The organism is Burkholderiaceae bacterium, assembly GCA_024235995.1.
In the GTDB taxonomy this organism is placed as follows: domain Bacteria; phylum Pseudomonadota; class Gammaproteobacteria; order Burkholderiales; family Burkholderiaceae_C; genus Ottowia.
Genome location: JACKLI010000001.1, coordinates 2320542 through 2333709, shown reverse-complemented (window position 1 = coordinate 2333709; position 13168 = coordinate 2320542). Strand labels below are relative to the sequence as shown.

Below are 13168 nucleotides of genomic sequence, written 5' to 3'. Positions count from 1 at the left end.
CCTCGCAGAGCAGGATGCCCGTTGAGCGCCCCGCGCGAATAAGGGACAGTGAAGAAGGACAACCGGCTTGCCGGTGGGCCTACTTCACACATCCTGCCCGCCTTACGGCGTTGTTTTTGCCTCGTATGACTCATCGAACTTCGCGCTGTAACCGCACCGTTGCTTCGCAACAGCGCGCCAACAGCGGGAAAACCAACGGAAATTGCCAATGTCCGCGTGCTTGCAGAGATCCAAGAGGCCGGTAACAGCGTTTCAGCCATGCGCTTGCAGCGATTGAGCATGGAACTTTGCTTACTTCGTACCCTGCCCCATTGAGCTAGGCCGCGCATTGGTGATGTGCTGGCGAACGTACTTCAGGAACGTCTCATACCGGAAAGGGATGCGCCCGACCTCGCGCAGGTGCTCCCAGATGATCTTGAGCGCGTAGCCGGCCTCCATCGCTTCCTTCACGTCCGAGCGCACCGCCATGAAAGCGGCCAGGTAGTCCCTGCGCTTTGTTTGCGAGGTCTTCTGCTGAAGAGCCAGCCGTGCGGCCAGCTCCTCGGGGTAGCTGCTTTCTGTCGTCGCCATGTCCGTAAACCTCCGTTATCAACTGAACTACTCCGAAGGTTACGGAGTGCTGGCCTACACAACATTCCAATAATTGGCCGAAATGGTTGACATAGAGCCGATGACACAGGCACGCCCATCGAAACAGGGATGGCAGCTCATTCAGCACGGAAAATTGAACGCCAAGAGGGGAGTAGGCCGGGAGATCCCCGCCGCTCGGCCCCTCAAGTGTCAAAGAGAGGATCGCATCGTCAGAAGTGGCGATGCGAGCTCCAGCGCCGGCGGCCGTCATCGTCAGAACTGGCGATGGGGCCCTCGGTGCATCGTCGGACGTGGCGATGGTCGACCATGGCCCGGACATGGCCAGCCTCGCCGGAGATGACGATGCTGCAGCTCGACGTAGCGCGCGAAAGAAAGGCCGATCTCATGACGTGGCCAGGGCATTGAATTGAACTGTTGTATGTTGTAGCGCGCTACAACATACAACATACAACATCTTATTGACACTTGAGGGGCGCAGCGTTTTAGCCGCTAAAAAGAACCGGCCGGAGCTGACCGCCCTTCTGGCGTACAACTCGGCCGCAGGCCGACCATCGGCAAGGACTTGGCGTCGCCCTAAAGGGCGGCGGCAAGTGCCGCGCCTAGTGGATGATCTTGGAAGATCATGGATGGAATTTGCGGACTAGCCGCAAGCCCGCGCCGTTGCTCTGTTTTCCGGTTTGAGGCGGGGAACGTTGCTACGGGTGAAGGGGAACGTTGCTACGGAGCTTGGGGAACGTTACTACGGGCTTCGGCCTGCCAATTTCCCACTTCCCTGCCGCATACTCGCTGACCTTCCATCCCACGGTGGCAAGCTCGGCCAGAGCCTTGCGGGCCTTCTGGCGGCGCTTCTTCATGGCCTCGGCGTTCGCCTCGTCCGGCCAGACGTAGCCAGCAAGGGTATCGAGTTCCACGCGCCCGGCTTTGCCGGGGTCGATCCAGCCGCATAGCCGTTGGTGAATCAGGCGGGCCGGGTCGGTTTGCAGCGCCCGCACCTCGACCATCTCGATGCGGGTATATGGGCGCCGCCCAAGAATCGCCTCTGCAATCTGAGGATTCAACGCGACAAACAGCCGTCCGTCATCCTCATCGAAGGCATAGCTCATCAGGTGAAAAGACCTTTGCCGGCTTCCCTTGGTGAGCACCACCGTCACGTTTGCCATGCGCAGCAAGCACGCCTTGATCGCCCGGATGTTGTCACCGCCATCGGTCAAGCCGATTTCGCCTAGCAGGCGGGTCATGCTCTCTCGCACGACCAGCGCATCCTGCCCCACCGCGTCGAACTTCGGCTCAAGGAATAGACGGAGTTGCTTCGGCAAGTCCGCTGTTGGCTCTGGCGTCAGGATGATGCCCCTCGGTCCTCCAAGAGCCACAAGACCTTGCAGCAGCCGCATGTCATCAGCGCCAAGAGGCTCGAAACCGACGAACCGCGCTTGTTCAGTCCCGGCGTAGTGATACGTCACATCGAGCTTGAGTTTCTTCCGTTCACCGCGCTTGAGACTGCGGAACAAGCCGGGGACCAAGCAGTGCATTGGGTCGTGCCTGGCATGGGTGAGGTCAAAAGCCATCGCCTCGCCTCCGACTATTACGTCTTTCCTCATTCCTGCTGGCCTCATACAGCTCCACCGGCACCAGCACGCCGCCGGCGTGCCGCATGTACCAGCGATCAAGCGGCGTGGCGTCGTAGTTTTGCTTGCTGACGCCGAAACGCACGAAGTAGCCGCGCCGCTCATCGCCGATGGGTTGCCGGTCATGGGCGCGGTCGCTGAGGCGCTTCGCCTCGTCCTCAGTCATGCGGGCGACGTAACCGCACCACCTGGCGTTGTCGATCAGCGCGGACGCGCCACGCGCGGCCTGCTGCTGGTCGGTCTGCCCTTCGCGGGCGCTTCCTTTGCTGACGTGGTGCAGGTAGAGCACGGATGCGCCCGTGGTAGCCGCGACCTGCTCCAGCACGGCCACGAGGTGGGCCATGTTGCCGTTGCTGTTCTCATCGAGGGCGTGGATGCGGCTCAGGGTGTCCAGCACGATCAGCCTCGCCCCGGCGCTGTACTCGATGACGCGGCGCAAGTGAGCCTCGTCCATGACGTTCAGGCGCTTGCCCATGATCGGCTCAAGCACGAGGTTCTCGGCGATGGCTTGGCGGGCTGTATGCCCAAGGTGCTGGCCGATGGCGTGAATGCGCCGGACAAGCGCGGGCGGCGGGTCTTCCCCGGCCAGATAGACCACGCGCCCGGTGTGTGCGGGGGCCAGGCCCACGAGGTCGCCGCCGGCAACGCTGCATGCGATGCTCATGGCCGCTTCCAGCGCCCAGAAGCTCTTGCCCGTGGCCCCTGGGGCGACGAGCGCGCCGACGGTTCCCGCGAGGAAGCCCGGCCATATGAAGTCCAGCACCGGCGGTTCGCACTCGAACGCCGCCAGGACGTCAATCGCCACGACTCAGTTCCCCGTTCCGTACAGGGATTCGTCGCTCAGCACCTCGGCGATCTGCGAGGTTCGAAAGTAGACGCGCCGACCGATCTTCAAGCGAGCCTTGTTGATTCGCCCCGCCCATTCGCTCGTCGTGCGCAAACTGACCCGCAGGCCATCCGGTGATCGATCCAGGACGGAGGCGAGCTGTGCCATGCTCAGCAGCGGGCCGAAGCGTTGCAGTAGCGTGTCTTCTATCGTCATTGCGTAAACCTCCGTTATCAACTGAATTGCTACGAAGGTTAGGCGTTATTGGGGGTTGCCTACATCTTATTAGTTGTCCAAAATGGTTGACATGAAGAACGATCCAACCATTGTCATCTGGGAAGGCTGCGATCCCACTGTCTCGGAAGCCATCGGGCAGTTTGAGGATCGCTGGCGGCCGTATTCCGCCTCCTCGCGGCGCTACCCCATCGTTGGGCTGTTACAGGAACTTATTGACCCCGCCGTGGCTGCGTACACGGCGACGCTGCCACAACGCTACTTGGGCCATATCCCCGGAGCAGGAACAGGGGTGAGCTTCAGCGGAATCATTCGACTGATTGGACTTGATGCGATGGTTCGCATGCAGCGGCAGTTGCTGCGCCAGTTCATCAAAACGGAGGATAGGCAGACGCCAAGAGATCGGCGGTTTGTTGCAACACTCGAATCGTTGATCGGGCTTGTATGGGACTGCGCCTGCAAACGGCCGGTGAAGTCGAAGGTGCGCGACACCCGACTGAATGGCGAACGCCTCCAGGGGTTCTGCCGGTTCTGCGGATCACTCGCCGAGCTGACCTCATTCGCCGGCGGGAGCGATGATCCGAAGGCGGACGATCCAGAGGAAAGGCTTCGACTAAGCAGCCTGTATTGCCTGGATCACCGGCCTAAATTGCCGAGCGGCGCATGGAACCCTGTCTACAGACAAGCAAGGCGATCCCTCGCGCAATTCGACCTCGAACTGGCGAGACTCAACCAGCAATGCGCGAAGCCGGCCACTGCCCAAGTGAAATCGGGCGATCAACTGGTTGACAGCTACTTCTTCCACTATGTCGCAGGCCAGACCTTACAGCCGGCGGACAAGGCAGAGCTGCGCAATCAAGCACGGCTGATGGTGGACTCAAAGCTATCGGATCGCAAAAAGCAGATGCTGATGCTCCAGCGGTCTGGACTCAACCAGTCGGAGATTGCGCGAAAGCTAGGTATAGAACGCCAAGCCGTATCGAAGGCACTGACGTCGATCCCTGCGATGTTCCACTTGAGTTCAAAGTCGCGCTCGCGGCGTCAACCAAATTGACCAACTAATAGGACGAAACAATCCGCATTCACAGGCACCATCAGGCACATGTTCGCAAGTGACTGAAAGAGGCCAAGGGATGCAGACAACGACAAGTAAGACGCTCATCAACCGCAAGAAGCTACTGGCGATGATCCCGCTGTCTGAGCGCACGATTTTCAATATGGAGCAGCGGGGGGAGTTTCCGCGTCGCATTGCGCTCACCAGCCGAAACGTCGCCTGGGACTTGGCCGAGGTCGAGGAATGGATCGAGGCGCGCAAGGCATCGGGCACTCAGGCCATGCGTCCCGGCTTCACCCCGTCGGTCGCAGCAGCCACTTTTTAGCGGCTAAAACGCTACGCCCCTCAAGTGTCAATGAAACCCGGGGCCATGCCTCGATGTTCGGGCAGGCGAGCGAACTGTAATCTTCTGGCTTACGCCTTCGGCCGCTTCAGTGTCCATTCGTCGATCATGTCCGCCCAGTCTTGCAACATCGCCGTCCGCTGCTCGCGGTACTCGGCCTTGTTGTAGACGGCCCTGACGCCTCGCTGCTCGTGCGCCAGGCACTTCTCGATCCAATCCGTGTTGTAGCCAGCCTCATGCAGCAACGTACTGGCCGTGCGCCTCAAGTCATGTGGCCCGAACTTGGCGAGCGACTTCCCTTCCTTCTGCGCCAGTCGATACGTCAGCGTCAGCACCTGGTTGAGCGTGGCGCTGCTCATGGGTAGGTCCGAGTCATACCGCGACGGCAGCACGTAGTCCGATCCGCCAGCGAAGGTTTTGAGGGCAATGAAGATGTCCAGCGCCTGCCGGGACAGAAACACCAGGTGCGGATTGCGCCGCTTCATCCGCTCCTTCGGGATCGTCCAAAGCGCGTCGCTGAAATTGATCTCGCTCCAGGTCGCGTTGGTCAGCTCGCTCTTGCGCACCATCGTCAACAGCAGCAGCTTGGCCGCGGCCCGGACGGATGGTGCTGTGCCGATACGCTCCATGTACTGGTACATCAGGCCGATCTCGTCGGGCGTCAGCGCACGGTCGCGCGGCTCGAACTTGGCGATAGTCGTCGGCCGCACCAGCTCTGCCGGGTTCTCGACCTTCTGGCCGCGCTCGATGGCCCAGCGAAAGACCTGCAACATCACCTCGCGAGCATGCACTGCGGTCGCCGGTGCACCGCGCTCCACGATGGCATCGGTCAGCGCCCGCAAGTCCTCGTGGGTGATCTCTCCCAGTTTCTGATTGCCGAATTTCGGCTTCAGCTCGCGCTCGTAGACTGAACGGCGCATGTCGCGGGTGGAGTCAGCCATTTGGTAGCCGCGCAGCCACTTTTCCGCCCACGCCCCGAACGTCTCCGCATCCTTGACGCGGGCCTTGTCCCGAGCCTTCTCTTTGGCCGGCGACTTCCCGGCTGCGATCATCTTCTTAGCCTCTCCCAACCGCTCGCGGGCTTCCGCAAGGGTGATGCCGCCGACGCCATAGCGGCCGAAGGTGATGGTCTCCTGCCGACCGTGGATCGAGTAGTTGTAGCGGAACGAGATCGCCCCAGCGGGCGTGACGGCCACATAGAGGCCGTCACGGTCATTTTCCTTGTAGAGCTTGTCCCTCGGCTTGAGGTTACGCAGCTTGGTATCGGTCAGCATGGTTCTCGCCCTGATTCGGCTTAAATACCATGATCTGGAACCAACCCCACCTTGGCGTAAAAACACAATGAAATCATTGCACTACGCTATATCAATACCATGATCACCAGAAAGGCGGTTACATGGCATCGGCGGCATCTCATGGCATCGAAGCATTCAATGCCATTCATCATGCCATGAAAAAACGGTGCTTGGCGATACCAAAGATTGCCAGCCAGTGCCGGAAGAAATCACAAAAAAGCCCGCAGTGACGCGGGCTTAGGTGTGTTTTCGTGCTACTCGGTGCCAGCCGATGCCAGACGCCAAATCACTCCCACTCAATCGTCGCCGGCGGCTTGCTGCTGATGTCGTAGGTGACGCGGTTGATGCCGCGCACTTCGTTGATGATGCGGCTTGAGACCTTTTTCAGCAGCGCGTAGGGCAGCTCGGCCCAGTCGGCGGTCATGAAGTCGCTGGTCTGCACGGCGCGCAGGGCCACGACGTAGTCGTAGGTTCGGCCGTCGCCCATCACACCCACGCTCTTGACCGGCAGGAAGACCGTGAAGGCCTGGCTGGTCAGCTCGTACCAGGTCTTTCCGCTGGCCTCGTCGCGGGTGGCGCGCAGCTCTTCGATGAAGATGGCGTCGGCGCGGCGCAGCAGGTCGGCGTACTCCTTTTTCACCTCGCCCAGGATGCGCACGCCCAGGCCGGGGCCGGGGAAGGGGTGGCGGTAGACCATCTCGGGCGGCAGGCCCAGGGCGATGCCCAGCTCGCGCACCTCGTCCTTGAACAGGTCGCGCAGCGGCTCCAGCAGTTTCAGGCCCAGTTGCTCGGGCAGGCCACCGACGTTGTGATGGCTCTTGATGGTGACGGCCTTCTTGCTCTTGGCGCCGCCGGACTCGATGACGTCCGGATAAATCGTGCCCTGGGCCAGAAACGTGGCGCCCTTGTGGCCGCCACCGCCGGCCTTGAGCTTGGCCGCCTCGGCCTTGAAGACCTCGACGAACTCGCGCCCGATGATCTTGCGCTTTTGCTCGGGCTCGCTCACGCCCCTGAGATGGCCCAGAAATTGTTCGGAGGCATCTACGCGGATCACCCTGGCGTGCAGCTGGCCGACGAACATGTCCATCACCATGTCGCCCTCGTGTTGCCGCAGCAGGCCGTGGTCGACGAACACGCAGGTCAGCTGGTCGCCGATGGCGCGGTGGATCAGCGCCGCGGCCACGCTGGAGTCGACCCCGCCCGACAGGCCCAGGATCACTTCCTCGTCACCCACCTGCGCGCGGATGGCCTGCACGGCCTCCTCCACATGGCCGCGCATGTCCCAGTCGGCGCGGACGCCGCAAATGCCCAGCACGAAGCGCTCCAGCATCGCCCGGCCCTGCAGCGTATGCGTGACCTCGGGGTGAAACTGCACGGCGTAGAAATGCCGCGCCTCGTCGGCCATGCCGGCAATGGGGCAGCTGGGCGTGCTGGCCATCAGCTTGAAGCCCGGCGGCAGCTCGGTCACCTTGTCGCCGTGGCTCATCCACACCTTGAGCATGCCGTGGCCGTCGGGCGTGGTGAAGTCGGCGATGTCCTTCAGCAGCGCGGTGTGGCCGCGCGCGCGCACCTCGGCGTAGCCGAATTCGCGGGTATGCCCACCCTCCACCTTGCCGCCCAATTGCTGCGCCATGGTCTGCATGCCGTAGCAGATGCCCAGCACCGGCACGCCCAGCTCGAACACGGCCTGCGGCGCGCGGTCGGTGCTCTCCTCAGTGGTGCTGGCGTGGCTGCCCGAGAGGATCACGCCCTTCAACTGGCCATCGGCCGCGTACTGGCGCACCCAGTCGTCGCTCACGTCGCAGGAATGGACCTCGCAATACACCTTGGCCTCGCGCACGCGGCGGGCGATGAGCTGGGTGACCTGGGAGCCGAAGTCGAGGATGAGGATTTTGTGGTGTTGCATGGTCAAAGAGGGACAGGCGCTCGCGTCAGACACGGCGGGTTCGTTCACGCCTTCTCTAGTATCCGTTGAATAAAAAATCGAGCGCCGCAACGATGCGGGCTTGTTCATGGGCCAGGGAAGCCACAGGCGTCTTGAGCATGCGTACCGGAACGGCCGCCAGCTTGGGCGTCTCCAGCAGGCATTCCTCGCCAGCCACCTGCAGCACAGGCATCAGGCTTTCGGGCAGCTTGACCGCGGCAAAATGCGAGCGCCGCCGCAGGGGCACCACCACGCGGCTGTCCAGCCCGTCCATTAAGCTGCTTTGCACGTCCAGCAGATACGGGGTGCTGGCGGCGTGGGGGCCGCTGTTGGCAAACACGTCGAAGCGCGCCATCAAAACGTCTTCCAGCGCTCCAGCGGCAAACCATCGGCATCGACCGTGGCGTTGTAGGCGTCGATGAAATCCGCATACTCGGTGCGCCAGCGGCGCGCGCGTTCGCTGCGGATCAGCTCGCGCAGATGCTGCTCGCAGGTTTGCGACAGATTGATGTCCAGCTCACGCGCGGCCTGCAGCACATCCTCGCTCAGGCTGAGATTGGTCGCGCGCTTGCGGTGGGTTGGGGCTGCGGTCTCGGTCATGGCATTGCCAATGCGTCATCACGATGCGCATATTTTATGCGCAGTCGATGAGGTGCGAGTGGGCCGCCAAGGCCGACGCGCGGGCCATCCCCGAATCACAGCTTCTCGGTCTGCCCGCTGCTCGGCTGCCACTTCATCAGCCGGCGCTCGACCACGCCGACCAGGCCGTCCAGCACCAGGGCAAAGGCCGTCAGCAGCACGATGCCGGCCACCACGGTGTCGACGTCGAAGCTGCCCTCGGCCTGCAGGATGAGGTAGCCCACGCCGCTGGCCGAGCCCAGGTATTCGCCCACCACCGCACCGACGAAGGCCAGACCCACCGAGCTGTGCAGGCTGGAGAACACCCAGCTCATGGCGCTGGGCACGTACACGTGGCGCATCAGGTCGCGCCGGCTGGCGCCCAGCATGCGGGCGTTGGCCAGCACCACGGGGCTGACCTCGCGCACGCCCTGGTAGACGTTGAAGAACACGATGAAGAACACCAGGGTGACGGCCAGTGCCACCTTGGACCAGATGCCCAGCCCGAACCACAGCGCGAAGATGGGCGCCAGGATGACGCGCGGCATGGCGTTGGCGGCCTTCAGGTACGGGTCGAGCACGGCCGAGGCAAAGGGCGCCAGCGCCAGCCACAGGCCCACGCCCATGCCCGCCAGCGTGCCGATGCCGAAGGCCAGCAGCGTCTCCACCAGCGTGACCCACATATGGCCGTAGATGTCGCCGTTGGTGACGAACCAGGCCCACAGCCGCTGCGCCACCTGCTGCGGGCGGCCGAAGAAGAAGGCCACGGTGTCCGACGCGTTGGACGCCCAGGCCCACAGGCCCACGATGAGGATCAGCAGGCCGATCTGCCAGCCGCGCAGTTTGACCGTATTCATGCGGCCTTCCGTTTCTGCTGGTCGTAGCCCTTGAGCACCTCGTCGCGCAGCACGGCCCAGATTTGCGCGTGCAGGTCGACGAAGCGCGGCAGGTTGCGGATCTCGGCCACGTTGCGCGGGCGCGGCAGGTCGATCACGAACTCGCCGATGGGGTGCGTGGCCGGCCCGGCGGACAGCACCACCACGCGGTCGGACAGCGCGATGGCCTCGTCCAGGTCGTGCGTGATGAACAGCACCGCCCGGCCCTGCGCGGCCTCGCCCGTCTTGCCCTGCGCGGGCTCGGCCCACAGCTCGAGCAGCTCGTTTTCCATCAGCTGGCGCGTCTGCACGTCGAGCGCCGAAAACGGCTCGTCCATCAGGATGATGTCCGGGTCGAGGATCAGCGTCTGCGCCATGGCCACGCGCTTGCGCATGCCGCCCGACAGCTGGTGCGGGTAGCGGTCCTCGAAGCCCGCCAGGCCCACGCGCTGCAGCCAGGCGCGGGCGCGGTCGGCGGCTTCGGGCGCGGGCACGCCGGCAAACACCAGGCCGGCCATCACGTTGTCTTGCGCGGTCTTCCAGGGCATCAGCGATTCGGCCTGGAACATGTAGCCGGCGCGGCCGTTCAGCCCCTGCAGCGGCTGGCCGAACACCTCTACCCGCCCGCGCGAAGGCGCCAGCAGGCCGGCGCCAACATTGAGCAATGTGCTCTTGCCGCAGCCGGTGGGGCCGACGACGGAGACGAACTCGCCCGGCGCCACCGCCAGGTTCACGTCCTGCACGGCGGTGTAGCGCTGGCCGGGCGCGTCGCGGCTGGTGAAGACGCAGGTGATGGCCTGCAGGTCGAGCGCGGGAGCGGGAGCGGGTTTCAAGTCAAATCGGCCTCTGGCGCCCATCCATCAAGCGCCATCAGCTACAACAATGTGAGTTTTCGGTCAGGGATACTTGGCGTCGGCCTTGCGCGCGAAGGCGTTGGTGTAGGTCTTGGCCAGGTCGATCGGCTTGTCCTTCAGGCTGGGCTCGAAGGTCTTGAGCATGCGCAGCGCGGTGGCGGGCCCGGCCTCGGGCATGAGGCCGTCGGGCGAGATGGCCTGGCGCACGTTCTCCCACGCGGCCAGGTACAGCGCGCGGTCGCCCAGCAGGTAGGACTCGGGCACGGTCTTGACGATGTCCGACGGCCCCGCCTTGGTCAGCCAGCGCAGCGCGTGCACCATGGCGTTGGCCAGCGCCTGCGTGGTGTTGGGATTTTCCTGGATGAACTTGCCGTGGGTGTAGAGCACGGCGGCCGGCATGGGGCCGCCGTAGACGGCCTGCGTGTCCTTCAGCGTGCGGGTGTCGGCCACCACCTTGATCAGGTTGTCGCGCTGCAGCATGGTGATGACCGGGTCGAGGTTGGCGATGGCGTCCACCTGCCCCGACTTGACGGCCGTGATGGCGCCGCTGGCCGCGCCCACGCCGATGAAGGACACGTCGCTGGGCTTGAGCCCCGCCTTGGCCAGCACGTAGCTGGCCATCATCGAGGTGGACGAGCCCGGCGCGGTCACGCCGATCTTCTTGCCCTTGAGGTCCGCCAGGCTCTTGTAGCCGGGCATGGTCTTGGTCGAGACCGCCAGCACGATCTGCGGCGCGCGCCCCTGCAGCACGAAGGACTCAATGATCTGGTTCTTGGCCTGCATGTTGATGGTGTGCTCGTAGGCGCCCGACACCACGTCGGCGCTGCCGCCCACCAGCGCCTGCAGCGCCTTGGAGCCGCCGGCGAAGTCGGGCACCTCCACCTGCAGGCCCTCGTCCTTGAAGTAGCCCAGTTGCTCGGCGATGGTCAGGGGCAGGTAATAGAACAGGTTCTTGCCGCCCACGGCGATCGTCAGCTTGCTCTTCTCGGGCTTGCCGGCCTGCGCCCACACGCGCGGAAAGGCCAGCGCCGCAGGGGCCAGGGCCAAGGTTTTGAGGACGGTGCGGCGCATGGGTGATCCTTTCCGAGAGGAGGCAAAAAACGGGGTGAATTTAGCAGACCCGGTAGCACGGGCCGCTGGCGGCAACGGTATAAGCTCCAACCCTGAACCGCAAGGAGGCTTTTCCCCATGACCCTGAAGATCTTGCTGCCGCTGGACGGCACCGCCCTGTCGCTGGAGCAGGCGCGCTTTGCGATCCGCCTGTGCCAAAGCGGCCTGAACGCCCACTTCGTCGCCGCCAACGTGCAGGAGCCGGCGAGCTTCTACGAGGTCATCACCGCGCGCGACCCGACCCAGCTGCAGCAGATGGTGATCGGCACCGCGCAGGAGCTGGTGGCGCCGGCCGTGGCGCTGCTGCAGGGCGCAGGCCTGCCGCACGAGGTGGCCATCGTGGAGGAAGGCGACCCGGTGCAGGGCATGCTGGAGCTGATCGAGTCCGAGGGCTGCGACATGGTCATCATCGGCGCGCACCCGCATTCGCTGCTGGCCACCGGCAGCACGCGCTCGTCGGCGCTGCGCCTGGCCAAGGTGGCGCCGGTCCCGGTGCTGTCGGTGCGCGCGCCCGCGCCGCCCGAGCCGGACGAAGACGGCGCGCCCTGACGCGCGTCAGCAGGGCGAGGCGGGCGCCGCCCTCGACGCCGCCGGCGGGCGGTGCTGGCGCAGGTCGGGCAGGAACACCGTCAGCAGGCCCAGCAGCGGCAGGAAGGCGCACAGGTGGTAGACGAACTCGATGCCGTGGCGGTCGGCCAGCGCGCCCAGCACCGCCGCGCCGATGCCGCCCATGCCGAAGGCGAAGCCGAAGAACATGCCCGACACCGCGCCCACCTTGCCCGGCATCAGTTCCTGCGCGAACACCAGGATGGCCGAGAAGGCCGAGGCGATGATCAGGCCGATGACGAAGCTGAGGATCACGGCCCAGGTCAGGTCGACGTAGGGCATCGCCAGCGTGAACGGCGCCACGCCCAGGATGGAGCCCCAGATCACGCGCTTGCGCCCGATGCGGTCGCCGATGGGCCCACCCGCCAGCGTGCCGGCCGCCACCGCGAACAGGAAGATGAACAGGTAAACCTGCGCCGACTGCACCGACACGCCAAAGCGCGTCATCAGGTAGAAGGTGTAGTAGCTGGTCAGGCTGGTCAGGTAGAAGTACTTGGAGAAGATCAGCACCAGCAGCACGCCGATGGCCAGCGCCACCGTGCGCGGCGGCACCGGGCTGGCCAGCGCCGCCGCGGGCTTTTTGGCACGCGCGCCGCTCAGGTGCCGCGTCTTGTACCAGGTGCCGATCTGCCACAGCACCGCGATGGCCACCAGCGCCGCCAGCCCGAACCAGGCGATGGCGCCCTGCCCGTGCGGCATGACCACGGCCGCCGCCAGCAGCGGCCCCACGGCGCTGCCCGTGTTGCCGCCCACCTGGAAGATCGACTGCGCCAGCCCCGGCTGCCCGCCCGAGGCCAGGCGCGCGATGCGCGAGGACTCGGGGTGGAACACCGACGAGCCCGTGCCAACCAGGGCGGCCGCCACCAGCACGGTGGCGAAGTTGGGCGCCACCGACAGCAGCAGCAGGCCGCACAGCGTGGAGCCCATGCCGAAGGCCAGCGAATGCGGCTTGGGGTGCCGGTCGGTGTACAGGCCCACCAGCGGCTGCAGCAGCGAGGCCGTCAGCTGGTAGGTCAGCGTGATCAGCCCGATCTGCGCGAAGCTCAGGCTGAACTCGCCCTTGAGCATGGGGTAGATCGCCAGGATCAACGACTGGATCATGTCGTTGAGGAAGTGCGAGAAGCTGATGGCGTAGAGCACGCGGTAGCGCGTGCCTTCGGGGGCCTGGGGCGGCCCGGCGGTGACGGCGGCGGTGGTCATGGTCGGCCTGAAA

Annotated in this window: 15 protein-coding genes; 3 read left to right on the top strand and 12 right to left on the bottom strand. The window is 64.5% G+C overall.

All coding sequences use genetic code 11. From position 1 onward, the window contains the following. Positions 1–291: 291 nt before the first annotated feature. The 4 genes from H6927_11240 to H6927_11225 all read right to left on the bottom strand — a co-directional run bounded on the left by H6927_11240 (position 292) and on the right by H6927_11225 (position 3258). Positions 292–570, bottom strand: coding sequence for a TraK family protein (locus tag H6927_11240; protein ID MCP5218673.1), 279 nt, complete (start codon positions 568–570; stop codon positions 292–294). Positions 571–1286: 716 nt separating this feature from the next. Further along, positions 1287–2156, bottom strand: a complete 870-nt coding sequence (locus H6927_11235; protein MCP5218672.1) for a replication protein C — start codon at positions 2154–2156, stop codon at positions 1287–1289. Continuing rightward, on the bottom strand, positions 2146–3021 hold the full coding sequence (locus H6927_11230) for an AAA family ATPase (GenBank protein ID MCP5218671.1): 876 nt from the start codon (positions 3019–3021) through the stop codon (positions 2146–2148). The genes H6927_11235 and H6927_11230 overlap by 11 nt, the downstream gene beginning before the upstream one ends. A 3-nt stretch (positions 3022–3024) precedes the next feature. Then, entirely contained in the window at positions 3025–3258 is a 234-nt protein-coding gene (locus H6927_11225; protein ID MCP5218670.1) for a DNA-binding protein, read from the bottom strand. 82 nt (positions 3259–3340) lie between these two features. Between H6927_11225 and H6927_11220 the strand changes: the two genes are divergently transcribed. Further along, complete coding sequence (locus tag H6927_11220; protein MCP5218669.1) at positions 3341–4330, top strand: LuxR family transcriptional regulator; 990 nt, start codon at positions 3341–3343, stop codon at positions 4328–4330. Between the two features lie 79 nt (positions 4331–4409). Further along, a complete protein-coding gene (locus H6927_11215; protein ID MCP5218668.1) occupies positions 4410–4655 on the top strand; it encodes an AlpA family phage regulatory protein in 246 nt (81 codons plus the stop codon). A gap of 89 nt (positions 4656–4744) precedes the next feature. Here H6927_11215 and H6927_11210 read toward each other — a convergent pair whose 3' ends face one another. From H6927_11210 to H6927_11180, 7 genes are all read right to left on the bottom strand, one after another. After that, entirely contained in the window at positions 4745–5947 is a 1203-nt protein-coding gene (locus H6927_11210) for a tyrosine-type recombinase/integrase (protein MCP5218667.1), read from the bottom strand. A gap of 307 nt (positions 5948–6254) precedes the next feature. After that, positions 6255–7874, bottom strand: coding sequence for a glutamine-hydrolyzing GMP synthase (guaA, locus tag H6927_11205; protein MCP5218666.1), 1620 nt, complete (start codon positions 7872–7874; stop codon positions 6255–6257). A gap of 55 nt (positions 7875–7929) precedes the next feature. Then, a complete protein-coding gene (locus H6927_11200; GenBank protein MCP5218665.1) occupies positions 7930–8247 on the bottom strand; it encodes a CcdB family protein in 318 nt (105 codons plus the stop codon). After that, positions 8247–8492 carry a type II toxin-antitoxin system CcdA family antitoxin gene (locus H6927_11195; protein ID MCP5218664.1) on the bottom strand — a complete coding sequence of 82 codons (246 nt, stop codon included), beginning with the start codon at positions 8490–8492 and terminating at the stop codon, positions 8247–8249. The genes H6927_11200 and H6927_11195 overlap by 1 nt, the downstream gene beginning before the upstream one ends. Positions 8493–8587: 95 nt before the next feature. Continuing rightward, positions 8588–9367 (bottom strand): ABC transporter permease, encoded by a 780-nt coding sequence (locus H6927_11190; GenBank protein MCP5218663.1) that lies wholly within the window; start codon positions 9365–9367, stop codon positions 8588–8590. Continuing rightward, positions 9364–10242, bottom strand: a complete 879-nt coding sequence (locus tag H6927_11185; GenBank protein ID MCP5218662.1) for an ABC transporter ATP-binding protein — start codon at positions 10240–10242, stop codon at positions 9364–9366. Before H6927_11185 ends, H6927_11190 begins: the two co-directional genes overlap by 4 nt. A gap of 39 nt (positions 10243–10281) precedes the next feature. Next, positions 10282–11310 (bottom strand): ABC transporter substrate-binding protein, encoded by a 1029-nt coding sequence (locus H6927_11180; GenBank protein ID MCP5218661.1) that lies wholly within the window; start codon positions 11308–11310, stop codon positions 10282–10284. A 117-nt stretch (positions 11311–11427) separates the two neighbouring features. On the opposite strand from H6927_11180, the gene H6927_11175 reads away from it, so the two are divergent. Next, positions 11428–11898, top strand: coding sequence for a universal stress protein (locus H6927_11175; protein ID MCP5218660.1), 471 nt, complete (start codon positions 11428–11430; stop codon positions 11896–11898). A 6-nt stretch (positions 11899–11904) separates the two neighbouring features. Here the strand turns inward: H6927_11175 and H6927_11170 are convergent, their stop codons facing one another. Further along, positions 11905–13155: an MFS transporter gene (locus H6927_11170; GenBank protein MCP5218659.1), complete on the bottom strand. Its 1251-nt coding sequence runs from the start codon at positions 13153–13155 to the stop codon at positions 11905–11907. Between the last annotated feature and the right edge of the window lie 13 nt (positions 13156–13168).